Raw genomic sequence first — 24,245 nt, 5'->3', positions numbered from 1 at the left:
CTCGTCGAAACCATCGAGGCAGCCGAATGCAAGAACTACTTCGAAAACGCAGGCTACGCTTCCGTCAAAATATGAAACGCTCTAGTATCGAAAGTCGATACGAAACCCACGGCAAGAGGTGCATTCCATGAACGGCCTTATCTTCGACGCGTTGAAGCGGACGCTGAAGGCGAAGGGCGTCACCTATCGCGAGCTTGCCGAACGCATGGGGGTTTCCGAGCCGACGGTGAAGCGCATCTTCCACGAGCGCAACTGCAAGCTCGACCGGCTGGTGGAGATCTGCGCTGCCGCCGGTGTCGAGCTGGAGAACGTGCTCGGCTCGATGAACCGGGGGCCTGGGCCGGTCAACCACATCGCGCCGGAGATCGAACGCAGGCTCGCCGGCCGGCCGGCACTGCTGTTCATCTTCGTCATGCTGTCGGAAAAATTCACGCCCGAGGGCATCATGCGCTCGCAAGGCCTGAGCGAAGCCTCGATGTTCCTCTATCTGCGCGATCTCGAGGAGCTCGGCCTGATCGCGCTCGGCCGCGGGCTCACGGCGAGATTGCTTGTCGAGACGCCGATCCAGTGGAATTTCGAAGGGCCGCTGCGGCCGCTGTTCGAGATGACCAACAAGAACTTCATCGGCTGGGCGATCACCCATATCGACAAGGAAGCGACCTTCGTCAGCTTTAGCAGGCGGATGCGGCCGGAGACGGCGGAGATGGTGCGACGCGAGGCGCAGGACCTCGCCGATCGCGCCAAACTGCTGGCCCATCACGACCAGCACACGACGCCGGAAGACGGGCTGGTCGGCTACAAATGGACGTTTGCCTTTGGCGCGACGCCATTCCCGGCGATCATGCCGATCGGGCCGCACGCGCGAGATGCCGGTGCGAGAGCAACGGACCCGGCCGCCAAGACACGGCGGCCGCTGCCGGCCTGATCGGCCAATCGTCTCAGCATGATTGCATCTGGCGGCTGAGCTTGCCGCGCACGGCCCTGGCGGTGCCGATGGCCACCATTTTCGCCGCTGTCTTGCCGCCTGGGCCTGCCATGCGGCCGGCGATGCCGACCGCGCCATTGACCGCGCCCATCATCTTCATCTGCCCGGCCGTCTCGTTCATGCTGGCCCTGCAGTCCTGCATTTTCCTGGTCGCCTCGACTGCAGCCAGGGCCTCGCCAAGGCCCTCCGGCGAGTCCGGGCCGGCCGCCAGCTCCGCCAATTGCGCATGCTGCTCTGGCGTGATCGGCGGGCTGGCGGCCGTCTGGCTGCAGCTGGACGCCAGCAGGCAGATAAGCATCGCGATCGGGCTGCCCCGCCTGACACGTGCCGTGGTTGGAAAAATGCCGCGATGTTCGGCCTCGAGGCTCCCGCTCGGAGTTGCTTTTCCCGCCACCCGTTTCCTGTTGCCCAACATCCTATCGCCCCATCGCCGGGCCGAGGATGAGGCTGCGGATTTTTGGCGTCAGCGGCCTGACGACATCGGCGAAGGGGTCGCCCTCGGCCCGCAAAGCCATCAACCCTTCGACCTCTTCGTCGATGGCGGCGATGGTCTCTGTCTTCTGTGCGTCGGTCAGCTCCTTCATGCCGGATATGGCATTCCTGAGCTTGGCGAAAATGGCATCGAGTTCTGCGACCGGCATCGTCGCCAGGAACCCGCGCATGGTCTCGCCAAGCGCGATCTTCCAGCTATCGGCGGTGAAACCGGCTGTGCCGATCAAGCCCTTGTCCGCGGCATCGCGCTCGTACCAGTCGGCGGCGATCTCCTCGTCATAGGCGAACTGACCGAATTCGGGTTGCAAGGCCTCGATCAGGCCGACGACCGCCGACGCATCCCGCGCTGTCAGCGCCAAGGCCTGCGGGCTGTCGAAGATCATGCCGGCAAGTGCGAGCGCGCCGGCCAGCCGGCGCATGGCTGCGAAACGCCGCTCAGCCATAACAATCCTCCGCAATGCCGGCCCGGGCACTGCTCGTCGCCTGGGACTGCAGAACCGAGCCGCCGATCGAGGCGGCCTGGCCGGCAATGACCCCACCATTGCCAGCCAGACCGCCAAGACCCCCCGCCATCGACAGGACACCGCCGAGCAGAGCCGCATTGGTCTGCGCCTTCGCCGCCGTCTTGGCGGCATCGGCGCAGGCCGTTTCCGTCGTCGGTTCGTTCTGGGCCTTCTTGCTGCCGGCCGCGCTCGCGATCGATGCCGGGTTGTTGTCGGCCTGGCCCGTTTGGCAGCCCGCCAGGGCAAGGGTCAGGGCCAGGAAAATGATCCTTTTCATGGTGCTGCTCATCATCGGGCAGCGCGCGGCGGCAGCTTGGCCTCGCGATGATCGGTCACCGCGTTGCCCAAGGCGATCGACAGCAGATAGACGCGCGGATTGAAGCCCGCCGCGGCCAGTGCCGACAGCGTCTTGAACAATTGCAAATGAAACATCGTGCCCCCTTGGATTGCCGCCAATGCGGTTCCGGTTTTGGAATCGCGCCGCAAACTAGGGGCATCGAAGGGGGTCAGCTTGGACAGAACGGCACTGAAAGCGGCCAAAACGGCCCGGGATTGACGTTTTGCAGGCCGCGGCGCATATGACCGCGCTCTTGGGCATGGGGGTGTCGATGACTGCGACGATGGGGCCGTCAGCTTCGTTCAGGCTGGCGACGGAGATGTTTCCGGAGCGGGATCGCGTCGAGATTACGCGCGAGGTTTACGGCCGCACCGTTCTGAGGGTGGACCTCGATCCGCTGGCGCCGGCGCAGATCGACATGCGGGTGCGCGCGTTGCCGGGCCTCGGCATCGCCACCGGCAGCTCATCGGAATTCCGGGTGCATCATACGTCGTCGCTGATCGACAACGACGACTTCGTTCTTCTGGCGGCCCTCGACGGGGGCAGCGTGATGAAGCATCGCGGCCGCGAGGAGGCGGTCGGCAACGGCCAGGCGCTCATGATGAGCGGTGAAGAGGTTGGCCTCAACCTGATCGGCGCCGGCGGGTTCCGCTTCGTCAATCTCAGTTTTTCGCGCAAGCAGCTTTCGCCTCTGATCGGCGATCCGGCCGCGGTCCTTATGCGGCCCTTGCCGACCCAGAGCGGGGCGATGCGGCTGTTGCTCGACTATATCAGCTCGATCCAGGAGGTCGGAGACGAGTTGACCGCGGAGGCCTGCCACCTTGCGGCGACGCATGTCTTCGACCTTGCCGCACTCGCCATGGGCGCGACCAGGGATGCGGCCCAGATCGCACGCGGCCGCGGCGTCAGCGTTGCCCGCTTGCGCGCCATCAAGGCCGATATCGTCGCGCATGGTGGCCATGCCGACCTGTCGGCGCAGGACGTCGCCGCCCGCCACGTACTGTCGGCCCGCTACGTCCGCAAGCTGTTCGAGAGCGATGGCACATCCTTGATTGATTTCATGATGAACCAGCGGCTGGCGCGCGCCCATCGCATGCTCGGCGATCCACGCCATGCCGGATGCAGCATCACCGCGATCGCCTACGAGGCCGGCTTCAATGACCTTTCCTATTTCAACCGGGCGTTCCGCCGCCGTTATGACGCTACACCCTCGGACGTGCGGGCCGCGGCTTGCAAGCACTGACGCCCGGCCGCCGGCCAGCGCTCCCGTGCACGCGGCTGGACTCATTTGATCGCGTTTATTCGGCGGCCTTCGCCCCGGGATCGGCAAGCTTGTCATCCCAGGTCACCGCCCGGTAGTCGAAACCATATTCCAGCGTCGGCTTGACGATGCGGAAATAGGGCGACAGGTCGAAATCGCGCGGCGTGTAGAGCGAGTGGTGGCGGATGTGCAGGATCTCCTTGCGCGAGTAATTCGACTGCGCCGAGGCGCGGCCGGGCGCACGGGTGATCTCGGGCAGGATCGGATAGCGGATCTGGCCATAGGCCTCGGCGATCAGCGTAGAGCAGATCGCCCGTGTCGGGTCGCCGGAGCCGAAGGCCAGCATGCGGCGCCGCCAGCGCACCGGCACCGGCGGTGTCGGGAAGAAAAAACGCAGCATGTCGAAAATGTTCTTGAGGTCGTATTTCAGGCCGAGCCTGCCGATCATGAAGGCGACGACCTTGTCGCGATCCTCCGGCGCCAGCCCGCTCGCCCGGCAGATGCGGGTGTTGTAGGTGCGGTAGCGCGACAATGGCACGGCGACGCAGCCTTCGCCGATCGTGACCTCGATCAGGCGCGGCCGCTCCGAGCCGTCTTGCGGCTCTGGCAAGGCGTCGCCGACATGGAAGGCCGCATGCGACCAGGTCGACTGGGTCAGGTATTTGATCGCCGCCGAGATCTTCTGGTTGCCCTCGATCAGCAGGATGTCGCCGGGCTCAAGCGTGCGGCGCAGCGTTTCGGCATCGGACGGTGTGTAGGGCTCGTAGCCGGACGATTCTTCCTGCAGCCGGCCGGCAAGCCAGCGGCCAAGTCGATCCAGAAGCGTGTCGCCGGGCTCGGTCATGCCCCATGGCGATTAGCATGGGCGGGCAATGAGGGCTAGCGCACGCCTTTCCTCCCCCTGTCCGGACCGAGAGGAAAGGCGCCAAGTCAGCTTGCCGTCGCAGCGGCCTCTTCCGGCGGCGCAGCCAGATCGTCGCGCGCCTTGCGGGCCAGTTTGCGTGTCGAGCGTTTGGGACTGTCACTGAACAGTTCGGCCGCCTCAGCAAGGCAGCTCTTCTTCAGCTGCTTCTCCGACCGTTTCAACAGCTTGCCCAGAAGTTTCGTGTCCTCGGGCAGCCCGAGCGGCTGGTCGTCGGCCTCGAGCAGCGCGCGCATCACCAGCACATCGTGCAGGTCGCCCAGCCGCTCGCCCAGTTCGTCGACCGCCTTGCGCCGGGCCTTGATCGGTGTCGGCCACAGCCTGCCGAGCAGCGACAGATGCATGCCGTGGGTCTTGGCCGCCTTGCGCAAATCGTGGAAATCATCGGCCGCGCCCCGCGATCCGGCCTTGTCGAGCGCCTTCCTGGCACGGCGCAGCGTGACGCGGGCACCTTCGGCAAGCACGTCGGCCGCCTGTTCCGGCTGGTCGGGCAAGGCCAGCGCTTCGATGCGTTTGAGGCCATCCTCGCAAGCGGCGGTCGCCGCGCCGATCGCCGCTTCGAGCCCGCAGCCTTCGTGCAGTTCATGCTGGCGCGCGATCAGCCTGTCGCGCGCAGCAGTAAGCCCATCGTCGGCGCTCTCCTTGGGAAAGCTCGCCGCCAGCCGGTCGATGGTCTCGATCAGCGCAGTCGCCTCGCGCGGACCGGCAAGCAGGCCGGCCACATTGCGATAGCATTGGTTCTCGGTCTCACAGAACGTTTCGTCGCCGGAACGAACAAGCCGCAGCAGGGCGCGGGCGCTCTTCAGTCGCTTGCGGCATTTGTGCAGCGCCTGTTCCGGGCGGCTCCGTGCGGCGTCAAGGTGATGCAGCGCCTTGCCGATTTCCTCGGCAAGGATACGCCTGACCTCGCCGGTCAGCGGCAGGCGCGGATCGATACGAAAGCTCATGCGGCGATCTCCGGTATCCCCCCAAGGGCGAGCGACGCGTTGTAGAACTTTGACTCGCCGGTGACTTCACGGCCGAGCCAGTCAGGCAGCATTTCGTCCGGCACGTCCTCCGGCGTCTCAAGTTCGGCGATCACAAGTCCCGCAAGCGGACCGCCAAAGACATCGATTTCGTAGAGATAGCCACGGTGCCTAACATGGTGACGTGTCTTCTCGATGACACGTCCGATGGCGAAGTCCAGCATCTCCACCGCCTCCGACAGCGGGATCGAATATTCGAATTCGTCGCGTTCGCGCGCCTTGCTGCCGAATTTGAGCGTCAGCCTAGCGGAAGTGCCATCGCTGATGCGGATGCGCACCGTGCGCCGGGGCCGGCCGCGAGGTAGAACTGCAGGATGCGGATATCCGCCTCGGCCAACTCCCGCCATGCGGTGCTGGTGACCAGGAATTTTCGTTCGACTTCCTTGCCCATGGCCGCGCACTAAAGCGGTTGCCGCTGCCCATGGCAAGACGGTGACATACACGGATCGACGTTCGTGAATTGACTTTAATCAATCGATTGATTAAACCCGCGAGATGATCGAGCAGCCCGATGCCAAAAACCTTCGCCGCGAAGCATCTCCCGCCGAGATGACGCGTGCGGCGCTTGTCCGTGCGGCGCTGAAACTGTTCGGGCGTCAGGGTTTCGACGGCACCTCGACGCGCGAGATCGCCGCCGAGGCGCGAGCCAATATCGGCTCGATCGCCTATCATTTCGGCGGCAAGGAGGGCCTTCGTGCCGCTGCCGCAGACTTTATCGTCGAGACCATCCAGGGTGTGGCCGGCCAAGCGCTCGGCAATGCGCAGGCGCCGATGCCAGGCGGTCCGGAGGCGGCGCAAGCACAGCTCTTCGCGGCGCTGGAGCGGATGGTCGGCTTTGTCGTGGCCAGCCCGCAGGCCGGCGAGATCGTGCAGTTCGTTTTGCGCGAGCTTTCGCATCCGACGGCAGCCCTCGACCGCATCTATGACGGCGTCTTCGAGCCGACGCATCGCCGGCTGTGCCAGCTCTGGGAACAGGCGACCGGCGAGCCGGCCGAAAGCGAGGCCACAAGGCTCACCGTGTTCACGCTGATCGGCCAGGTCATCTATTTCCGCATCGGCCGCGAGGCGGTGATGCGCCGCATGGGCTGGACCGATATCGGCGCCGCGGAGGCCACCAAGGTGGTGGCGGTCACTTCGGGCAATCTCAAGGCCATATTGGCCGCCAGAAAAGGTGCAAAGACAAAGGGGCAAAGACCATGAGCTTTCTGTGTTCGCTGCCGCTCGCCGCGCAGCTCTTCAGTGCCTGTGCCCCGGCAGCCCCGCTGGCCGTCGGCTATGTCGAAGGCGACTACGTGCTTTTGGCACCGATCGAGGTGGCGCAGGTCGAGACCGTCGCTGTGAAGCGCGGCGACCGTGTGGTGCCCGGCACGACCGTGGTGACGCTGGAAAGTGCCGACGCAAAAATCGCGGTGGCGCAGGCGCAGGCCGGCCTTGCCCAGGCCCAGGCGCAATTGGCCGACCTGCAGATCGGCAAGCGGCCGGAAGAGATCGCCGTGCTGAAGGCCGAGGTCGACATGGCCAGCGCCCAGGCCGCCGACGCCAAGCGCAAATACGACCGCGCCGCCGATCTGTTCAAGCGCGGCGCCGGCACGCAAGCCGACTTCGACACCGCGTCGGCCACGCTCGAAACGGCCAATGCGCAGGTCGGCCAGGCCAATGCCAATCTCGCCGTCGGCGGCCTGCCGGCACGCCCCGAGACGATCAAGGCCGCCGACAACCAGGTCAAGCAGGCGCAGGCGGCCCTGGAGCAGGCGCAGTGGCGGCTGTCGAAGCGGGTGCTGGCAGCGCCCTCGCCGGGCCGCGTCAACGATGTCATCCGCAATCCGGGCGATACATCAGGTCCGACGGCGCCTGTCATCTCGGTCCTGCCCGACGGCGCGGTCAAGCTCAGCGTCTACATCCCGGAGAGCGCTTTCTCCTCGGTCAAGGTCGGCACCTTGCTCGGCGTCCATTGCGACGGCTGCGGCCCGGATGTGAAGGCGCGCGTCAGCTATGTCTCGCCGGATCCCGAGTTCACGCCACCGGTGATCTATTCGCTCGAGAACCGGCAGAAGCTGGTCTATCTGGTCGAGGCGCGGCCGGAGGGCGATGCCGGGCCGCTGCAGCCCGGCCAGATCGTCGATGTTGATCTCGCGGACAGTGCAAAATGAACGCCATCGACGTCCATGGCCTGGTCAAGCGTTTTGGCGACAAGACCGTCGTCGACCATGTGACGATGTCGGTCGCCGAGGGCGAGATCGTCGGCTTTCTCGGCCCCAACGGTTCGGGCAAGACCACCACCATCCGCATCATGTGCGGCCTGCTGACGCCGGACGAAGGCGAGGGCACGGTGCTCGGCTTCAACATCCGCACCGAGAGCCTGCGCATCAAGCGCGAAGTCGGCTACATGACGCAGAAATTCTCGTTCTACGAGGATCTGACGATCGGCGAGAATCTCGAATTCGTCGCGCGGCTCTACCGGCTGAAGCCGGTCGAAGAGCATGTGGCGCGCACGTTGGAGGACCTCGGCCTGACGTCGCGCCGCAACCAGCTGGCCGGCACCTTGTCGGGCGGCTGGAAGCAGCGGCTGGCGCTGGCCGCCTGCATCATGCACAAGCCGAAATTGCTGCTGCTTGACGAGCCTACGGCCGGTGTCGATCCGAAGGCGCGGCGCGAATTCTGGGACGAGATCCATCGCCTCGCCAGCGGCGGGCTGACCGTGCTGGTCTCCACCCACTACATGGACGAAGCCGAGCGCTGCCACCGCATCAGCTATATCTCCTACGGCAAGATGCTGGCCACCGGCACCGTCGCCGAAGTGGTGAAAAATGCCGGGCTGACCACGTTTGTCCTGCAGGGCCCGCGGCTCGATCAGGTCGCCGAAGCGCTTCAGGGCCGCCCCGGCGTCGACCAAGTGGCGCCTTTCGGCGCGACGCTGCATGTCGTCGGCTCCGACAGGAAGAAGCTCGAAGCCGCACTCGCCGACGTCGAGAAAGAGCATAAGGGCGTGAAAGTTTCGCCCGGCGAAACCAGCCTCGAGGACGTCTTCATCCAGTTCATGTCCGGCTCGAAGGACAACATGGCATGAACAGCGTCTTTTCCTTCGCCCGGCTTGGCGCGCTGCTGATCAAGGAATTCATCCAGATGCGGCGCGACCGCATCACCTTCGCCATGATGCTGGGCGTGCCGCTGATACAGTTGGTGCTTTTCGGTTACGCCATCAACAACGATCCGAAGAGCCTGCCGGCGGCACTCGTGGCGACGAGCAACGATCCCTACACGCGTGCCATTGTCGCGGCGCTGCAGACCACCGGCTACTATCGTTTCGACCATGTCGCGCAAAGTGCCGCCGAGGCCGAGTTCCTGATATCGCGCGGCGACGTCGCCTTCGTCGTCACCATCCCCGCCGATTTCGCCAGGAGGGTGGAGAGCGGCAACAACCCGCAGATACTCATCGAAGCGGATGCCACCGACCCGGCTGTGGCCAGCGGCGCCATCTCGACGCTTGGCACCGTCGCCAGCCAGGCGCTGCTGAGGGCGCAAGGCACGCAGGAAGCCGCCGCCGAGGCCGCCAAGGGTCAGCTCGATGTCGTCGTACACAGGCGCTACAATCCCGAAGGCATCTCGCAATACAACATCGTGCCCGGCCTGCTCGGCGTCATCCTGCAGATGACCATGGTGATGATGACCTCGATCGCGCTGACCCGCGAGACCGAGCGCGGCACGATGGAGAACCTTCTGGCCATGCCGTCGAGCCCGCTCGAGATCATGATGGGCAAGGTGCTGCCCTATCTGGCGGTCGGCGGCGTGCAGGTGGTGGTGGTGCTGGCGGCGGCGAAGCTGCTGTTCGCAATCCCCTTCACCGGGTCGATGTCGCTGCTGTTGACCGCCGTGCTGATCTTCGTGCTGGCGCTGGTGCTGCTCGGCTACACGATTTCGACCGTCGCCCGCACGCAGATGCAGGCGCTCCAGCTCACCTTCTTCTTCTTCCTGCCGTCGATCATGCTGTCGGGTTTCATGTTCCCCTATCGCGGTATGCCGGACTGGGCGCAAATCTTCGGCGAGATATTCCCGCTGACGCATTTCCTGCGCATCACCCGCGCCGTGATGCTGAAGGGCGCTGAACTGCCCGCAGTGGCAGGCGAGATCGGCTGGCTGGTGGTGTTCGTGGCCTTGTTTGCCGGTGTGGCATTGGTGCGGTTCAGGCGGACGCTGGATTAGGGTCAAGGCCAATCAGCGGCCATCGCTTAACCGTTGAGCGAAGCTGGACCGCTGACGAACGGGTTCCCTTTGACATAGAACCGCAGCAGGCGGTCCGCATCCTTCGAGATGCCGATCCTGACACTCTTCCCGATTTCGCCGGGTTCGCCACCATCATGTCCGAGCCATAGCGGGCCTTCGCGGCAGAGATCGAGCCCGTCGAGCGAACGATCGATCCGCAACGCCTGGGCGAGCCTTCCCGGTCCCCGCGCCAGGTCGCGCAAACGCTCGATGCCGCGATTGAGCCGCATGATCGCGATGCCTTCGAGCGGCTCCAGCGCCCTGATCAGCACGCCGGTTCCGGTCCCCACCATCTCGCTCGAAACGTTGAGCATGTAGGAGATGCCGTAGGCGAGATAGACATAGGCGTGCCCAGGCTCGAGAAACAGCGAACGGTTGCGCGGCGTCATGCCCCGGTAGCCGTGCCCGGCGGCGTCGCCGGTCACATAGGCCTCGGTCTCGACAATGCGGCCGCTGACGACGCCTTCAGGAAGCTCGCGCACCACGATCTTGCCGATGAGAGTGCGGGCCAGCGATGCCGTATCACCAAGCAGTTCCGAGCGCGCGAGCGGGCGGTGGATGGCCATGCTCAGCGCTGCCGGATTTCAGGGTATCCGCTCGACCCGCCTGTCACCGCTTTAAGCCGCCGCCATGATCTCGGCATAAGTCCCGAAATCGACATTGCCGCCGGACAGCACCACTGCAATGCATTTGCCGGACAGTTCGATCTCGCCCGACGACAGTGCCGCCAGCGCCACGCAGCCGCCGGGCTCGACCACCAGCTTGAGATAGGCCATGGCGTCGCGCATCGCCTGAGCCGCCGCCTGGTCCGAGACGGCGATGCCACCGGTGAGGTTCCTGCGGTTGATCTCGAAGGTGATCAGGCCGGGCTCGGCGGTCAGGAGCGCGTCGCAGATGGAGCTATGGCCGGGCTCGTTCGAAACCCTGGCGCCTGCGGCCAGCGACCGGCGGGTGTCATCAAAATGCTCGGGCTCCACCGCCCAGACCGCAGTGTCCGGCGAGGCGTCCTTGACGGCCACCGAAATGCCGCTGGTCAGGCCGCCGCCTCCACAGGGGACGATCACCGCATCGAGGTCAACGCCAAGCACTTTTGCCTGGCGCATCAATTCGAGGCCGATCGTGCCCTGGCCGGCAATGATGGCCGGGTCGTCGAAAGGCGGCACCAGCACCATGCCTCTTTCGATGTAAGGGCGAACCACGGTCATGCGATCGTCGCGAAAGCGGTCGAACGGCACCACCTCCGCCCCCATCTTGCGGACGTTAGCGATCTTCATCGCCGGCGCGTCTGAAGGCATGGCGATGACCGCCTCGACGCCGAACATCGCCGCCGACGCCGCGACGCCCTGCGCATGATTGCCCGACGAGAAGGCGACGACGCCCCGACTGCGTTCCTCCTCGCTCAGCGACGACAGCTTGTTGTAGGCGCCACGGAATTTGAACGAGCCGGTGCGCTGCAGCGTCTCCGGCTTGAACAGGATGCGGCCGCCGAAGCGCTTGTTCAGCTCCTGCGATTCGATCAAGGGGGTTTCGACGATCAGGCCGGAGAGACGTGCGGCGGCGGCGTGGATGTCGGCGATGCCGGGAGGGGTGGTCATGGCGGGTCCTGCGGAAATGTGGCCCGCCCATGGTGCACGGAAAGCGCCGCGCGACACCAATGAAAAAATGTGACCGTTACAAAGTTTGGCGGGCGGTCGCCAACGCCACGGCTGCACGCCCCCCTCTGGCCTGCCGGCCATCTCCCCCTCAAAGGGGGGGAGATTAGACGTCACGAAGCTCTCACCAACTTACAAGGTCGACAAGCGCCGAAGTCGAAACTGCCAATCTCCCTCCAGGAGGGGGAGATGTCCGGCAGGACAGAGGGGGGTGCTGTCCCGCCGACATCTCGCCAGTTCACCCAAGCAACGTCCTCTGCCTCTTGCTCCCACCCAGCTTGCGCCAGTTGTTGAACCGGTGGCTGGCGGCGGCAAAGGAGATTTTCATCTGCTGGGCGACCGAGTAGCGCGACTTGCCCTCGTCGAACATGCGGTAGCAGCACTCGGCGCCTTCCTCGGTCAGTTTGCCATCCGGCCCCTTGTTGTGCGGATTGGCGGGGTCGAATTTCTCGACCTGCTGTTCGACCAGGCCCTTCAGGCGCTGCAGGTCGGCCTCGATGCTGGCGATGAGATCGAGAACGGGCTTTGGGTCATAGGGATGCGGAGGCTGTTTTGCCGTCATCTGCCGGTTCCTTGTTCTGGTTAGGTAAAATTATATAGGTGAACATTCACTGATAATGAAGGGCCAGCCCGGCTTACGAGCTTCAACAATTCTTGACCGCGACCGAGCGCGCATTGACCGGAGGCGCTCAAAACCCTAGTTTAGAACTATTCTAAACTAGGGTGAATTCCTCATGCTTTCCCGTGTTTTCGGCTTCGGCCGCCGTCCCTTCGAATCGCTCTCCGAACAGGAGATCCTGGCGCTGGCCATTTCGTCCGAGGAGGATGATGGACGCATCTACCGGGCCTATGCCGATGGCCTGACGGAAAACTTCCCGCAATCGGCAAAAGTGTTCGAGGAGATGGCCGGGGAAGAGGATGGCCATCGCGATGCGCTGATCGAGCTTTTCCGCAAGCGATTCGGCGAGCGCATACCGCTGATCAGGCGCGAACATGTGAAGGGTTATTACGAGCGCAAGCCCGACTGGCTGGTCCGGCCGCTCGGCATCGAGCACGTCCGCAGCCAGGCCGAGGCGATGGAGCGGCAAGCCTACCTTTTCTATGTCGAGGCGGCCAAGCGCACGGCAGATGCCTCGACGCGAAAACTGCTCGACGATCTGGCGGTGGCCGAACTGGGCCATGAGACCCTGGCGCAGCGTCTGGAGCAGAAACATGTGCCGGGCGAAGTGAAGGATGAAGAGACCGCCGCCGAGCAGCGCCAGTTCATCCTCACCTATGTGCAGCCGGGGCTGGCCGGGCTGATGGACGGGTCGGTGTCCACTCTGGCGCCGATCTTTGCCGCCGCCTTCGCCACGCATGACACCTGGCAGACACTTTTGGTCGGGCTTGCCGCCTCGATCGGCGCCGGCATTTCGATGGGCTTCACCGAGGTCGCTTCCGACGACGGCAAGCTGTCGGGCCGCGGCTCGCCGATCAAGCGCGGTTTGACCGTCGGCATCATGACGACGTTGGGCGGTCTCGGACACGCGCTCCCCTATCTCATTCCGAGCTTCTGGACGGCGACGGGTGTCGCTGCAGTGGTGGTGTTCTTCGAACTGTGGGCGATCGCTTTTGTCCAGAACCGCTACATGCAGACGCCCTTCCTGCGTGCCGCCTTCCAGGTGGTGCTGGGCGGCGCCCTGGTGTTCGCGGCCGGCGTGCTGATCGGGAATGCGTAACCGCAAAGCGCCCCCTCACCCAGCCTCCGCTTCGCTCGGCTGACCTCTCCCGAGGGGAGAGGAGACTACCAGCGCCAGCGCCAATCTCTTCTCCCCAGCGGGGAGAAGGTGGCCGCGCAGCGGCCGGATGAGGGGGCAATGGCGCGACGCCTGGCTATCTCTCACCCATTCACCGCCCGGCTGTCGGCCGGCGCCTCGTCCCTCTCCGTCAGCCCATAATCTCTCACCACATGCGCAATGCGCAGACGATAGCCGGCAAAGATACCGCCACGGCCAGCCTTCTGCGCCTGGCGGTGTTCTTCGGTGTTGCGCCAGGCCTTGACCGCCTCCTCGTCGCGCCAGAACGACAGCGACAGGATGCGGTTCGGATCGGCCAGGCTCTGAAAACGCTCGATGGAGAGAAAGCCGTCGATGCCGTCAAGCAGCGGACGCAAATCGGCGGCGATGCCCAGATAGGCATCGCGCCGGCCCTCCGCCGGCTCGACCTCGAAGATGACGGCAATCACGGCAGCACCAGTTTCGCGTGCGGGCCCGAGACGTGTTTCAGGAACATGCGGTCCTCCTTCAGGATGAATCTCTCGCGCTTGGCAAACTCGTAGTTTGCCTTGCCGGCGGGATCGGCGGCAAGCCGGGCGCGATAGGCTTCGTAGGCGGCCAGGCTGTCGATGTTGTAGGCGGCATAGGCGGTCGTCGCCGAGCCCTCATGCGGCGCGTAGTAACCGATCAGATCGGCGCCGCAGCGTGGAATGGCCTGGCCCCAGTTGCGGGCGTACTCCTCGAAGGCCGCCTTGCCGAACGGGTCGATCTCATAGCGGATGAAGCAGGTGATGGTCATTGTGTGATCTCCTTGGGGGATGGGCCTTCGCGTCGATGGTTCGAGCTGTATCGAAACGTCGTGCCGCCTGGCCTGCTAGGGCTGCCAGAAGGATTTCGCGCATTCGCGGCGCACGTCTTGCCGTGTAAGGCCAAGATCGCGCAGCTGATGATCGTCGATCTCGGCAAGGTCGAGGCGCTGCAGATGACGGTCATACCAGCGGGCCAGCAGCCGCGAACGCAACCAGGTGACGAACGGGAACGATTGTCGGCTGGGGAGCGCCGAGGGGAAAGCGGTTCGTGCGGTCATCGTCGTCTCCTTGATCTCACCGGAGAATAGTGGTTATCTGACAGGGATGCTTCGATGAGGAACGAACTATGCGAGAAGGCCCCGACATCGCCCGCATCGCCAGCCTGGTCGGCGACCCGGCACGGGCAAACATGCTGAATGCCCTGATGGGCGGCACGGCGCTGACGGCGAGCGAACTGGCGCTCGAGGCCGGCGTTTCGCTGCCGACCGCCAGCTCGCACCTGGGCAAACTGATGGAAGGCGGGCTGCTCACGGTGGCGAGCCAGGGCCGGCATCGCTATTACGGCCTCGCCGGACCGCAGGTGGCGGGCATGATCGAAGCCATCACAGGCGTCGCGGAAGCCGTCGGTCCAAAGCGTGTGCGCCCGGGTCCGCGCGATGGCGCCATGCGCGTGGCGCGCGTCTGCTACGATCACCTCGCCGGCGAGCAGGCGGTGGCGATGCTCGATCGGCTCGTCGCCAAGAACGTACTGGTCCGCGACGAGCAGGAGATCAGGCTCGGGCCATCGGCGGCTTCGCATTTCGCGGCGATAGGCATCGACGTCTACACCAAGCCGCGACGGCCGGTGTGCCGCGCTTGCCTCGACTGGAGCGTGCGGCGCTCACACCTCGCCGGCACGCTGGGCGCCGCCATCCTCGACAAGATCCTTGCCGAGAAATGGGCGCGCCGCGAGAAGGACAGCCGCGCGGTGATCTTCTCGCCGCCGGGCAAGCAGGCGTTTGAGAGGGTGTTTTTGAGTTGAGGTGTTGGCGCTCGCTCACACCTTCACGAGGCTCCCCCCCGCTTCAACACCTTCCCCCGCCCGAAAAACTCCTTCCACGGATCGGCTTTCGCCAATTGCTTCAGCGTCGTCTTGTCGCCGATCGGGAAAGCGTTCGGCGCCAAGCCGGCCTCGATCTCTGGCCAGCTCACCGGCATCGACACGGTGGCGCCCTTCTTGGCGCGCGACGAATAGGGCGCGACCGTCGTCGAGCCCCTGCCGTTGCGCAGATAGTCGACGAAGATCTTTCCGGTGCGCGCTTTTTTCGACAGCGTCGCCGTGTAGCGGTCGGGGGCACCCTGCTCCAGCGCCCTGGCGAAATCATGGGCGAAGGTTTTGACCTCCTCCCAATCCGCCGCTGGTCTCAGCGGCACCATGACGTGAAAACCCTTGCCGCCCGACGTCTTGACGAAATTCGGCAGCGACAGCTCGTCGAGCTTGCCTCTGATATCGAGTGCAGCCTCGCGCACCGCCTTCACGTCCACACCTTCATCGGGATCGAGATCGAAGATGATCTGGTCGGGCTTTTCGATCTCATCGATCGTGCACCCCCAAATGTGGATCTCGACCACGCCATACTGGACCAGTGCGGCAACACCATCGAAATCCCGGATGTACAGGATCTCCTCGCCGTCACTAGGGTCCTTCATGCGGGCGATCTTGTCGCTCATGCCGGCCGAGGCATGTTTCTGGAAGAAACGCTGGCCGCCGACACCGTCCGGCGCCCGCACCAGGCTGAGCGGCCGGTTGACGACAAACTGTTCCATGCGCGGCCAAACCTGCGCGTAATGGTCGAGCAGGCCCCGCTTTGAGATGTTTTCGTCCGGCCACAGCAGCTTGTCGGGGTGCGAGAGTTTTACCGTGGTCGTCATCGATCTAGCGGCTTTGCCACCCGGTGCCGGCTTGGCCGTGCTCTCGCCTGTCGATGGCTTGCCTGTCGACGCTTTGGGCTTTTCCTGCACGACTTCCTCCGCCGCCTTGTCCTCGCGCAATCCCTGGAACGAGGCGTGGCGTATTATACGGTCCGAGGTCCAGCTGCGAAACTCCACTTCGCCGACAAGCTCGGGCTTGACCCAGACCAGGCCCTTTCCCTTCGGCACGGCGGTTGCGAAGGGCGATGTTTTTGCCGTCAATGCATCGAGTTTTGCCTTCAGCTCATTGGCGCCCTTGCCCGAAAAACCGGTGCCGACGCGGCCGGCATAATGCAGCTTGCCGCCCTCATGGAAGCCGACGAGGATCGAGCGCAATCCGCGCCCGGTCTTGTCCGACGGCAGATAGCCGCCGATGACGAATTCCTGCCGCGCCGTGCATTTCGACTTCACCCAGGTCGGGCCTCGGCCGCTGCGATAGGGGGCATCGGCACGCTTTGAGACGACGCCTTCCAGGCCCATGCGGCAGGCATGCTCCAGCATGATCTTGCCAGGTTCGGAGAAATGGTCGCTGAAGCGGACCGCGGGATTGTCGGACTGTTCGCCGAGCAGCTCCTGCAAGGCCTGCTTGCGCTCGACCAGCGGCTCGCGGCGCAAATCCCTTCCGTCGAGGCGCATCAGGTCGAACACGTAATAGACGAACCGATGCGTCCGCTTCGCCGACAGGTCCTGCTGCAGCAGCGCGAAAGACGAGACGCCGCTGTCGGCGAGCACGACCACCTCGCCATCGATGATGGCGTCGCTGCACTTCAGCCCGGCCAGCTCCGCGACGATCTCGCTGCCGAGTTTCTTTGTCCAGTCGAGGCCGGTCCGGGTCAGCAGCCGCACATCGGTGCCGGCGATCTGCGCCTGCATGCGGTAGCCGTCGAACTTCACCTCATGCAGCCAGTCCTTGCCCGGCGGTGCATCGCGCTCAAGCGTGGCCAGCTGCGGCTCGATGAAGTCGAGGCGTTTGCCGGGTTTCGCTTTGCCGGCGGCCGGCTTGTTGGAATGCCATACTTTCGGCTTCTCACCCTTTGCGGACTTGCCCTCGCCGACCTCCTCGATGGTCAGGCCGGACTTCACCGATTCTGGCGCCTCCTTGAGAATATCCTCGCCAGGACGCGCTGCGGCATCGTCCGACTTGATCAGCAGCCAGTTGTCGCGTTTTTCACCCGCACGCGGCTTCAGTCGCACCAGATGCCATGCCCCATGCAGCTTGTGGCCCTCAAGCTCAAAGCTGATATGGCCCTTCTTCATCGCCTTGGCCGGGTCGATCTCGGGGGTCCAGGTGCCCTCGTCCCAGACGATGACCGAACCGCCGCCATATTCGCCCTTGGGAATGGTGCCCTCGAACGGCGCATAGTCGATCGGGTGGTCCTCGACATGCACGGCGAGCCGCTTCTCATGCGGGTCGAGGCTTGGGCCGCGCGTCACCGCCCAGCTCCATAGCACGCCGTCATGCTCGAGCCGCAGGTCGTAATGCAGCCGCGTCGCGGCATGCTTGTGGATGACGAAGATGCCGCCGGCCTCGCCCTTCTTGGCCAGGGCAACCTTGCCGGCCGGTTCGGCGGTCTTCTTGAAATCGCGCTTGGAATGATATTGTTCGAGGCTGGCCATCCGTTGGGTTCCTCAGGCCGATTTGCGTTTGGGCGCGCTGCCTTTCGGCTTGGCGCGTTTGGCCGCCGGCTTGGCTTTCGCCGAAGAAGGCTTTTTCGATGACCCGGAGTCCGACAGGCTCTTCTTCAGCGCGTCGAACAGATTGACGACATTGGAAGGTTTGGGCGCCGCTTTGGCCTTCGGCGCCCTGTGGCCGGCCTTCTTGGCGCGGATCAGCTCCAGCAGCGCCTCCTCGTATTTGTCGTCGAATTTCGAGGGGTCGAACTTCGTCTTCTTCTTGTCGATGATCAACTCGGCGAGGTCGGTCATCTCCTGATCGGTCTTCACGGACTCGATGTCGCCGAACACGGTTTCCGGTTGGCGCACCGTGTTGTCGTAGCGCAAGGTCGTCAGCACCATCCCTTTGCCGAGCGGCTCGATAACCACCGGCCGTTCGCGTCGGTAGAGCACGATACGCGCCAACCCGGCCATCTTCTTGCCCGCCATCGCATCCCGGATGACGGCGAACGCCTCTTCCGACACCTTGTCGGCCGGGGCGACATAATAGGGCGTATCGAGATAGATCTGCTGGATCGAAGCTTTGTCGACGAAACCGTCCAGCGCCATCGTGTGCGAGGATTCGATCTGTACCGCCTCGATCTCGTCCTCCTCGATATGGATGAAATCGCCATCGTCGAGTTCATAGCCCTTGACCTCCTCATCCTCCTCCAGCGGCTTGCCGGTTTCGGCATCGACATAGAGCCGCTTCACCGTGTTGCCGGTCTTGCGGTTGAGAATGCGAAACGAGACCCGCTCCGTGTGGGTGACGACATTGGTCAGTTCGACGGCACAGGTGACCAGCGATAGCTTCAGATAGCCCTTCCAGGCCGGACGCGGCGCCATGAGCTCTTCCCTTCCAGAACGAGATGAAGGTGAGAACGGACAGACCGCGCTCCAGTTCCGCGCTCACGCGCCGATCTGGATGCCGAGGGCCACCCGTGGCGTTCTGGCCGCCAGCACGGAAATTTCGCGAGCGCGGCAAAAGTTGAAACAGAACCGCGCACGGGCGACATTCAAACGAAACATATGTGATGCAAAAGTCACATTGACCGGAATGCCGACCAACTGCACCGAAAGACCCCGAATCAGCCGCATTCCAGCCACGAAGCGAGGCATTTTCGACCAGATATTAACATCACGTTCACCGACTATTCACGCCTCGACGCTATGATGACCGCAATTCGGAAGGGACATCCGAAATCGGGACAGGGACCAGGGTAATGAACTTCCTCGCGCACCTCATCGGCTATGCCGCCGCAATCCGCGAATTCATCGCGCCGACTTATCGGCCCGAGCGCTATTACATGCGCGGCCCCGGCCCGGCCTGCGCCCGTCGCGGCAACTCGCTGGGCGCGCACTGATCATGGCTTTCGAAAATCGCCACGACAGCCGGATCTGCAGGCCCGCCGCCTCTACCCGCGCCACCACCTATCGCGCCGAGCGTCCCGCTCTCGCCGACAGGCGCCGTGCGACATCGCCACGGCTTTGATACCGACGCTGGCCCGGCTTAGTGTCGTAGGACACGAGCAGCCGAGGCCAGCTTGACCGACCATTCCCAACCCAGTCGACCCAAGTCAAACCGTCCCTCCGGAACAACTCTCGACGCACGCCATCCATTGATCGTTTTCGATGGCGTCTGCGTGCTCTGTTCCGGCTTCGTGCGCATGGTGGTCAGGCTCGACCGCCAAGGCCGTTTCCGCTTCGCCAGCGCGCAGTCGCCCTTCGGTGAAACGCTGTTTCGGAAGCATGGACTGCGCACGGACTCTTACGAAACCAATCTCGTCCTGATCGACGGCGTCGCCTTCACGCGGCTGGACAGCTTCGTCGCCGTCATGGCGGAACTCGGCTGGCCCTGGCGGGCGGCAAAAACACTGCTGCTGCTGCCGCGCCCGCTGCGTGGTTGGCTCTACGATCGCATCGCCAAGAACCGCTACGCCCTGTTCGGCAGGAAGGACAGCTGCGAGATCCCCGCACCCGAGCTGCGGGAACGGTTCCTTGGCTAGAAAACGTGGGGAGCAGCGCGTGAAGCGTCTCATCTAACACCGACGGCTTCTGGCGGCTGCATTGTCCATTTGCGTTGCCAAGGTGGCTGTGATCGCTGCCCACATTGTTCGAAGCCGCCGAGGAAGCCGCTTCCGCGTTCCCGGCGAGATTTCTCATCTGCTCTGAAGGCCGATCACGCATTATCGTGGTTGGCTCGTGCCATCCGGCCCGCACGGCTCCAGCACGATCGGTCCGCCTGCAGCCATGCCCAGTTCCCTGCAGCCCTGAACCGTGCACAGTGTCCAGCCGTCGCCGGTCGCGCCGGAAGCGGCGAGCACAACGCGTCGTTGTGGGTCGATCTCTGGCGCATAGCTCCACCAACGCTCCTTCAGCAGCGCGCCTTCCGGTGGCTCCATGCCGGCGCCCGAGCCCTCGATCCGGGCTTCGACCAACTGCAGGCCGGTAGGCGTGACCTTCCAGTCTTCCTCCCACCGCGTCCGTTCCACCGAATGCGTCCAGGACAGGGTGAAGGCGGCAACGGAGAGCGTCACCGTCTTGCCGGCGGCCAGGATGCACAGGCTCATGCTTTAGCGGCCTGCCGTGAGCGAAAACAGTGCCAGCCGATCCAGGCCAGCGCCAGCACCCAGCCGGCCTCGTCGGTGAGCGGCACCGCAGCGACCAGAAGCACGCCGGCCGCGAAGGCGATGAGCCGTTCCCACAACGCCATGCGGCGGGCGAGAAAGCCGACGGCGGCGGCACCCCACAACACGATGCCCATGCACGCCTTGGCGACGATGTATGCGACCTCGGCGGGATAGCCGAACTGGGCGGCGATTGGCCCGGCGTCCTGCAGCATCAGCGCCGGCGTATAGACCGCCATGAACGGCACGACGAAGCCGGCAATAGCCAGCTTGGTCGCCTGGATGCCGATCTTGAGGCCGCTTTCCCTAGCCATCGGTGCGGCGGCAAACGCGGCCAGCGCCACGGGCGGCGTCAAATCGGCCATGATGCCGAAATAGAACACGAACATGTGGCTGACCAGCAGCGGCACGCCGAGTTCCAGCAGCGCCGGCCCGGCCAGCGACGAGGTGATGATGTAGTTGGGGATGGTCGGGATGCCCATGCCGAGCACCAGGCAGGTGACCATGGTCAACACCAGCGACAGGAACAGATTGTCCTGGCCGATCGAGATGATCCAGCCGATGAAGGTCGAGGCGATGCCGGTGAGCGTCAGCGTGCCGATGACGATGCCGACGATGGCGCAGGCAATGCCGACCGGCAGCGCGTTCTTGGCGCCTTCGGCAAGCGAGTCGACGCAGATTTGCAACGTCTCGCGGCCGCCCTTGAACGTGAAGCAGGCAACGACCAGTGCGGCGATCACCAGGCCGAGGAGGTTGACGCCGAACTTCATGAACGAGGCGGCGGCAAGCCCGAGCGCGATCCAGAAGACGATGCGGAAGGCGAGCGGTCCGATCGCCGCCGCCAGCGGCGTGCCGAGGATGAGCACGATGGTCAGCGCCAGGCCCATCGTGCCGGCGAAGATCGGCGTGTAGCCGGCCAACAGTAGATAGATCAGCGCTGCCAGCGGCAGCACCAGCGGCCAGTGTTGCCGCACCGCGTCCCACGGGTTGGGCAGCTCGGCCTTGGCCATGCCGTGCAGGCCGGCCTTGCCGGCTTCCAGATGCACCTGCCAGAAGCAGGCGCCGAAATAGAGCAGCGCCGGGATGATCGCCGCCTTGACCACTTCGGCATAAGGCACGTTCAGCGTCTCGGCCATGATGAAGGCGACCGCGCCCATCACCGGCGGCATGATCTGGCCGCCCATCGAGGAGGTCGCCTCGACGGCGCCGGCAAAGGCCGAGCGGAAGCCGAAGCGCTTCATCAGCGGGATGGTGAACTGGCCGCTGGCCACCACATTGGCGACGCCCGAGCCGGAAATGGTGCCCATCAGCGCCGACGACAGCACGCAGACCTGCGCCGGGCCGCCGCGCCATGTGCCGACAAGGCCCAGCGCGAAATCGTTGAACAGCGCGATCATGCCGGCACGTTCGAGGAAGGCGGCAAAGACGACGAAGATGAAGATGTAGGCGGCCGAGACATAGATCGGCGTGCCGTAGATGCCTTCGGTGCCGTAGGCGAAGGTGTCGACCAGCTGGGCGAAATCATAGCCGCGATGGATGAGCGGCGGCGGCAGATGGTTGCCGAAAAAGCAGTAAGCGAGAAAGATGAAGGCGATGACCGCCAGCGGCAGGCCCATCAGCCGCCGCGCCGCCTCGAAGACCAGCACCACCAGCACAGCGCCGACGATCAGGTCCGGCGTGGTCAGGAAGCCGGAGCGCCGGATGAGGTCGGTGTAGAACACCCAATTGTAGAGGCCGGTGCCGAAACCGAGCACGCCGAGCGTCCAGAACGCGGCTTTGGCCGGCATGCTTTTGGCGCGCAGATTGGCGATCAGGCCGAAGCCGAGCAGCAGCAGGAAGCCGACATGCATGGCCCGCACCACCTGGCTCGGAATGCTGCCATAGGCGGCGACATAGATCTGGAACACGGAAAAGGCGACAGCGATGAGAAAAGCGGCCTTGCCTGCAAGGCCGTCGCCGAAGCCCGGCGGCAGCCCTTCAACCTGCTCTTCGACGACAGGAAGATGGAAGGTGGCGGATTTGCCGTCGGGTATTGTTCCAGACGTTGCTTCGCTCATCCGACGGTCTCCAAAAGGAGCGAAGTGTAGTGCGTGGCGCCCTCCTCTGCCCTGCCGGGCATCTCCCCCTCAAGGGAGGAGATCAGCAGCGTTGGTGTCTGCGCACGTCCTGCAACGTTAGCGATTGGCGAAGGGTGTGGTGACGTCCAATCTCCCCCCTTGAGGGGGAGATGCCCGGCAGGGCAGAGGGGGGCGCCTGGCGAAGACATGTCAGGTTGCCACGCGTCTTACTTCAACAGCCCCTTCTCCTTGTAATAACGCTCGGCACCGGGGTGCAGCGGCACCGGCATGCCGTCGAGCGCCTTGGCCGGGTCGATCGCCTTGGCAGCGGCATGCGCCGCGGCAAGCTGGTCGAGATGCTCGAACAAAAGCTTGGTCATCTGGTAGGCGGTTTCGTCGGAGACATCGGCGCGGGTGATGAGGAAATTGCCGACGGCGGCGGTCGCGACATCCTCGCTCTGGCCCTCATAGGTGCCCTTGGGAATGACCACCGAAAGATAGGGCGAGCCGATTTTGGCGACATCCTCGGCCGGCACCGCCACGACATTGATCGGCACCGAGGTGGCGAGGTCGCGGATCGAGGCGACGCCGAGCCCGGCCGATTGCAGCGTGGCGTCGAGCTGCCGGTTTTTGATCAGTTCGACCGATTCGGCGAAGGGCAGGTATTCGACCCGGCCGAGATCCTCATATTTCAGCCCGGCGGCGGCGAAGATGGCGCGGGCGTTGAGCTCGGTGCCGGAGGCAGGCGCGCCGACCGACAGGCTCTTGCCCTTGAGGTCGGCCAGCGTCTTGATGCCGGACTCCTGGCTGGCGACGATCTGGATATAATTGGGATAGATGGCGGCGATGCCGCGCAATTTATCGAGCTTGCCGGGGAAACCGGCCTCGGCATTGCCTTCGGCGGCCAGCTTGACGGAATCGCCCAGCGCAAACGCAATCTCGCCCTTGCCCTGCTGCAACAGATTGAGGTTTTCGACCGAAGCCTTTGTCGCCTGTACCTGGGTGCGTGCGCCTTCGATGCCCTTGCCGTAGATTTCCGACAGCGCCACGCCGAGCGGATAATAGACGCCGGATGTGCCGCCGGTCAGCACATTGATGAATTCCTGCGCCCTGGCTGAGATGGTGCCCAGGCCAAGCGAGAGCGCCACGGCGCCGGCTGCAACGAATTTCGTTTTGAAATTGAACATCGGATCTCCTCCCTGAAAATATCGACGACCGCACCGCCTCCTAGATGCGAACCGGGGCGAGTTTAGACAGCGAGCCGCAAATGCCAACCCGCAATTGCGCTCGTTAGACGAACGGTTGAGGGATCAGGAAACAGATGGCGGCTTGCACAAAAAGCCATCGGGGCCGAAAGTTTTTTGAGCAGCCTGTCGAAATCGGCCACTGCCGCGCGACATACGTCCGGCCTCGCAAGGACGCGGCCTTCGCAAAACGGGAGAAGACCATGCGATACATGATTTTGATCAATAGCGACGAAGCCGCATTGGCGAACACGCCGATCGAGAAGGCCCAGCAGATGAGCGCGGCCTATGGCGCCTATACCGAAGCGTTGAAGAAATCCGGTGCGTGGCTGGCTGGCGAAAGGCTGCGCCCGACCCAGGCCACCACCTCGGTGCGGATCGCTGACGGCAAGACCAACGTGATCGACGGCCCCTATGCCGACACCAAGGAGCAGCTTGCCGGCTTCTACATGATCGAGGCGGCTGACATCGATACAGCCATCGAATGGGCGGCACGCTGTCCGGCAGCCAGCACCGGCACGGTCGAATTGCGGCCGATCTGGGAAATGGCCGACTACATGCCCAAGAAATGACGGTGATGGACAGTCGCCCGGACATCGCCCGGGCGGCCGCCGAGGCGGCCCCCCGGCAGCACAGCGGCCCACAGGGAGCCAGGCACCCCGCCCGCCCCCCCCCCCAGGCCCCCCCCCACGCCCCGCCAGGGAGAGATAAACA

29 protein-coding genes and 1 pseudogene are annotated in these 24,245 nt (G+C 64.3%); 11 read left to right on the top strand and 19 right to left on the bottom strand.

All coding sequences use genetic code 11. The features are described from left to right. Positions 1 to 127: 127 nt before the first annotated feature. Complete coding sequence (locus NKI99_RS32140) at positions 128 to 925, top strand: helix-turn-helix domain-containing protein (protein ID WP_128305308.1); 798 nt, start codon at positions 128 to 130, stop codon at positions 923 to 925. Positions 926 to 938: 13 nt separating this feature from the next. On the opposite strand, the gene NKI99_RS32135 is transcribed toward NKI99_RS32140, so the two are convergent. Genes NKI99_RS32135 through NKI99_RS32120 form a run of 4 tightly spaced genes read right to left on the bottom strand, consistent with a single transcriptional unit; the run spans position 939 to position 2,412 of the window. Then, entirely contained in the window at positions 939 to 1,379 is a 441-nt protein-coding gene (locus NKI99_RS32135) for a hypothetical protein (protein ID WP_164893054.1), read from the bottom strand. Between the two features lie 22 nt (positions 1,380 to 1,401). Beyond that, entirely contained in the window at positions 1,402 to 1,920 is a 519-nt protein-coding gene (locus NKI99_RS32130; RefSeq protein WP_352613475.1) for a hypothetical protein, read from the bottom strand. Continuing rightward, positions 1,913 to 2,257: a hypothetical protein gene (locus NKI99_RS32125; RefSeq protein WP_352613473.1), complete on the bottom strand. Its 345-nt coding sequence runs from the start codon at positions 2,255 to 2,257 to the stop codon at positions 1,913 to 1,915. Before NKI99_RS32125 ends, NKI99_RS32130 begins: the two co-directional genes overlap by 8 nt. Before the next feature lie 11 nt (positions 2,258 to 2,268). After that, complete coding sequence (locus NKI99_RS32120; protein ID WP_023813481.1) at positions 2,269 to 2,412, bottom strand: hypothetical protein; 144 nt, start codon at positions 2,410 to 2,412, stop codon at positions 2,269 to 2,271. 146 nt (positions 2,413 to 2,558) lie between these two features. On the opposite strand from NKI99_RS32120, the gene NKI99_RS32115 reads away from it, so the two are divergent. After that, the gene (locus NKI99_RS32115; protein WP_352613471.1) at positions 2,559 to 3,560 is read left to right on the top strand and encodes a helix-turn-helix transcriptional regulator; all 1,002 of its coding nucleotides are present in this window, start codon (positions 2,559 to 2,561) and stop codon (positions 3,558 to 3,560) included. A gap of 55 nt (positions 3,561 to 3,615) precedes the next feature. Here the strand turns inward: NKI99_RS32115 and NKI99_RS32110 are convergent, their stop codons facing one another. From NKI99_RS32110 to NKI99_RS32100, 3 genes and pseudogenes are all read right to left on the bottom strand, one after another. After that, the gene (locus NKI99_RS32110) at positions 3,616 to 4,422 is read right to left on the bottom strand and encodes a C40 family peptidase (protein WP_352613469.1); all 807 of its coding nucleotides are present in this window, start codon (positions 4,420 to 4,422) and stop codon (positions 3,616 to 3,618) included. A gap of 86 nt (positions 4,423 to 4,508) precedes the next feature. Further along, the gene (locus NKI99_RS32105; protein ID WP_352613467.1) at positions 4,509 to 5,447 is read right to left on the bottom strand and encodes a CHAD domain-containing protein; all 939 of its coding nucleotides are present in this window, start codon (positions 5,445 to 5,447) and stop codon (positions 4,509 to 4,511) included. Beyond that, positions 5,444 to 5,916, bottom strand: a pseudogene (locus NKI99_RS32100) (CYTH domain-containing protein). The gene NKI99_RS32105 and the pseudogene NKI99_RS32100 overlap by 4 nt, the downstream one beginning before the upstream one ends. A 104-nt stretch (positions 5,917 to 6,020) precedes the next feature. On the opposite strand from NKI99_RS32100, the gene NKI99_RS32095 reads away from it, so the two are divergent. The 4 genes from NKI99_RS32095 to NKI99_RS32080 are packed head-to-tail and all read left to right on the top strand — an operon-like array spanning position 6,021 to position 9,725. Next, positions 6,021 to 6,725 carry a CerR family C-terminal domain-containing protein gene (locus NKI99_RS32095; protein ID WP_352613465.1) on the top strand — a complete coding sequence of 235 codons (705 nt, stop codon included), beginning with the start codon at positions 6,021 to 6,023 and terminating at the stop codon, positions 6,723 to 6,725. Further along, positions 6,722 to 7,675: an HlyD family secretion protein gene (locus NKI99_RS32090; protein ID WP_352613463.1), complete on the top strand. Its 954-nt coding sequence runs from the start codon at positions 6,722 to 6,724 to the stop codon at positions 7,673 to 7,675. The genes NKI99_RS32095 and NKI99_RS32090 overlap by 4 nt, the downstream gene beginning before the upstream one ends. After that, positions 7,672 to 8,592, top strand: a complete 921-nt coding sequence (locus NKI99_RS32085) for an ABC transporter ATP-binding protein (protein ID WP_352613461.1) — start codon at positions 7,672 to 7,674, stop codon at positions 8,590 to 8,592. The genes NKI99_RS32090 and NKI99_RS32085 overlap by 4 nt, the downstream gene beginning before the upstream one ends. Next, complete coding sequence (locus NKI99_RS32080) at positions 8,589 to 9,725, top strand: ABC transporter permease (RefSeq protein ID WP_352613459.1); 1,137 nt, start codon at positions 8,589 to 8,591, stop codon at positions 9,723 to 9,725. The genes NKI99_RS32085 and NKI99_RS32080 overlap by 4 nt, the downstream gene beginning before the upstream one ends. Before the next feature lie 26 nt (positions 9,726 to 9,751). Here NKI99_RS32080 and NKI99_RS32075 read toward each other — a convergent pair whose 3' ends face one another. From NKI99_RS32075 to NKI99_RS32065, 3 genes are all read right to left on the bottom strand, one after another. Then, positions 9,752 to 10,351: a DNA-3-methyladenine glycosylase gene (locus tag NKI99_RS32075; RefSeq protein ID WP_352613457.1), complete on the bottom strand. Its 600-nt coding sequence runs from the start codon at positions 10,349 to 10,351 to the stop codon at positions 9,752 to 9,754. Between the two features lie 51 nt (positions 10,352 to 10,402). Then, complete coding sequence (locus NKI99_RS32070) at positions 10,403 to 11,380, bottom strand: threonine/serine dehydratase family protein (protein WP_352613455.1); 978 nt, start codon at positions 11,378 to 11,380, stop codon at positions 10,403 to 10,405. Between the two features lie 295 nt (positions 11,381 to 11,675). Next, complete coding sequence (locus NKI99_RS32065) at positions 11,676 to 11,999, bottom strand: hypothetical protein (RefSeq protein ID WP_352613453.1); 324 nt, start codon at positions 11,997 to 11,999, stop codon at positions 11,676 to 11,678. Positions 12,000 to 12,171: 172 nt separating this feature from the next. On the opposite strand from NKI99_RS32065, the gene mbfA reads away from it, so the two are divergent. Next, complete coding sequence (gene mbfA / locus NKI99_RS32060; protein ID WP_352613451.1) at positions 12,172 to 13,155, top strand: iron exporter MbfA; 984 nt, start codon at positions 12,172 to 12,174, stop codon at positions 13,153 to 13,155. A 161-nt stretch (positions 13,156 to 13,316) separates the two neighbouring features. Here mbfA and NKI99_RS32055 read toward each other — a convergent pair whose 3' ends face one another. The 3 genes from NKI99_RS32055 to NKI99_RS32045 all read right to left on the bottom strand — a co-directional run bounded on the left by NKI99_RS32055 (position 13,317) and on the right by NKI99_RS32045 (position 14,278). Then, positions 13,317 to 13,661, bottom strand: coding sequence for an antibiotic biosynthesis monooxygenase family protein (locus NKI99_RS32055; RefSeq protein ID WP_127297560.1), 345 nt, complete (start codon positions 13,659 to 13,661; stop codon positions 13,317 to 13,319). Then, complete coding sequence (locus tag NKI99_RS32050) at positions 13,658 to 13,990, bottom strand: NIPSNAP family protein (RefSeq protein ID WP_127261220.1); 333 nt, start codon at positions 13,988 to 13,990, stop codon at positions 13,658 to 13,660. Before NKI99_RS32050 ends, NKI99_RS32055 begins: the two co-directional genes overlap by 4 nt. Positions 13,991 to 14,065: 75 nt before the next feature. Continuing rightward, positions 14,066 to 14,278, bottom strand: coding sequence for a DUF1127 domain-containing protein (locus NKI99_RS32045; RefSeq protein WP_128305298.1), 213 nt, complete (start codon positions 14,276 to 14,278; stop codon positions 14,066 to 14,068). 68 nt (positions 14,279 to 14,346) lie between these two features. Here NKI99_RS32045 and NKI99_RS32040 point away from each other — a divergent pair, with 68 nt between their 5' ends. Continuing rightward, positions 14,347 to 15,021, top strand: a complete 675-nt coding sequence (locus tag NKI99_RS32040; protein WP_352613449.1) for an ArsR/SmtB family transcription factor — start codon at positions 14,347 to 14,349, stop codon at positions 15,019 to 15,021. 23 nt (positions 15,022 to 15,044) lie between these two features. Here the strand turns inward: NKI99_RS32040 and ligD are convergent, their stop codons facing one another. From ligD to NKI99_RS32025, 3 genes are all read right to left on the bottom strand, one after another. After that, a complete protein-coding gene (gene ligD, locus NKI99_RS32035) occupies positions 15,045 to 17,567 on the bottom strand; it encodes a DNA ligase D (RefSeq protein WP_352613447.1) in 2,523 nt (840 codons plus the stop codon). 12 nt (positions 17,568 to 17,579) lie between these two features. Continuing rightward, positions 17,580 to 18,449 (bottom strand): non-homologous end joining protein Ku, encoded by an 870-nt coding sequence (gene ku / locus NKI99_RS32030; protein WP_128305295.1) that lies wholly within the window; start codon positions 18,447 to 18,449, stop codon positions 17,580 to 17,582. Between the two features lie 63 nt (positions 18,450 to 18,512). Next, the gene (locus tag NKI99_RS32025; RefSeq protein ID WP_164893053.1) at positions 18,513 to 18,677 is read right to left on the bottom strand and encodes a hypothetical protein; all 165 of its coding nucleotides are present in this window, start codon (positions 18,675 to 18,677) and stop codon (positions 18,513 to 18,515) included. Positions 18,678 to 18,826: 149 nt separating this feature from the next. Between NKI99_RS32025 and NKI99_RS32020 the strand changes: the two genes are divergently transcribed. Together NKI99_RS32020 and NKI99_RS32015 are read left to right on the top strand one after the other, a co-directional pair. Then, positions 18,827 to 18,967, top strand: coding sequence for a hypothetical protein (locus tag NKI99_RS32020; RefSeq protein WP_023813501.1), 141 nt, complete (start codon positions 18,827 to 18,829; stop codon positions 18,965 to 18,967). A 180-nt stretch (positions 18,968 to 19,147) separates the two neighbouring features. Beyond that, positions 19,148 to 19,609 (top strand): thiol-disulfide oxidoreductase DCC family protein, encoded by a 462-nt coding sequence (locus NKI99_RS32015; RefSeq protein ID WP_502895849.1) that lies wholly within the window; start codon positions 19,148 to 19,150, stop codon positions 19,607 to 19,609. A 180-nt stretch (positions 19,610 to 19,789) separates the two neighbouring features. On the opposite strand, the gene NKI99_RS32010 is transcribed toward NKI99_RS32015, so the two are convergent. The 3 genes from NKI99_RS32010 to NKI99_RS32000 all read right to left on the bottom strand — a co-directional run bounded on the left by NKI99_RS32010 (position 19,790) and on the right by NKI99_RS32000 (position 23,474). Further along, entirely contained in the window at positions 19,790 to 20,173 is a 384-nt protein-coding gene (locus tag NKI99_RS32010) for a DUF1850 domain-containing protein (RefSeq protein WP_352613443.1), read from the bottom strand. Further along, positions 20,170 to 22,287, bottom strand: a complete 2,118-nt coding sequence (locus NKI99_RS32005) for a TRAP transporter permease (protein WP_352613441.1) — start codon at positions 22,285 to 22,287, stop codon at positions 20,170 to 20,172. The genes NKI99_RS32010 and NKI99_RS32005 overlap by 4 nt, the downstream gene beginning before the upstream one ends. A 227-nt stretch (positions 22,288 to 22,514) precedes the next feature. Further along, entirely contained in the window at positions 22,515 to 23,474 is a 960-nt protein-coding gene (locus NKI99_RS32000; RefSeq protein WP_352613439.1) for a TAXI family TRAP transporter solute-binding subunit, read from the bottom strand. A gap of 260 nt (positions 23,475 to 23,734) precedes the next feature. Here NKI99_RS32000 and NKI99_RS31995 point away from each other — a divergent pair, with 260 nt between their 5' ends. After that, complete coding sequence (locus NKI99_RS31995) at positions 23,735 to 24,103, top strand: YciI family protein (protein WP_031213674.1); 369 nt, start codon at positions 23,735 to 23,737, stop codon at positions 24,101 to 24,103. Positions 24,104 to 24,245: the final 142 nt, after the last annotated feature.

It is taken from the genome of Mesorhizobium sp. M0239 (assembly GCF_040321815.1).
Classification (GTDB): Bacteria; Pseudomonadota; Alphaproteobacteria; order Rhizobiales; family Rhizobiaceae; genus Mesorhizobium.
Note: the sequence above shows the minus strand (reverse complement) of the source record. Positions and strands in the feature narration are given on the sequence as shown.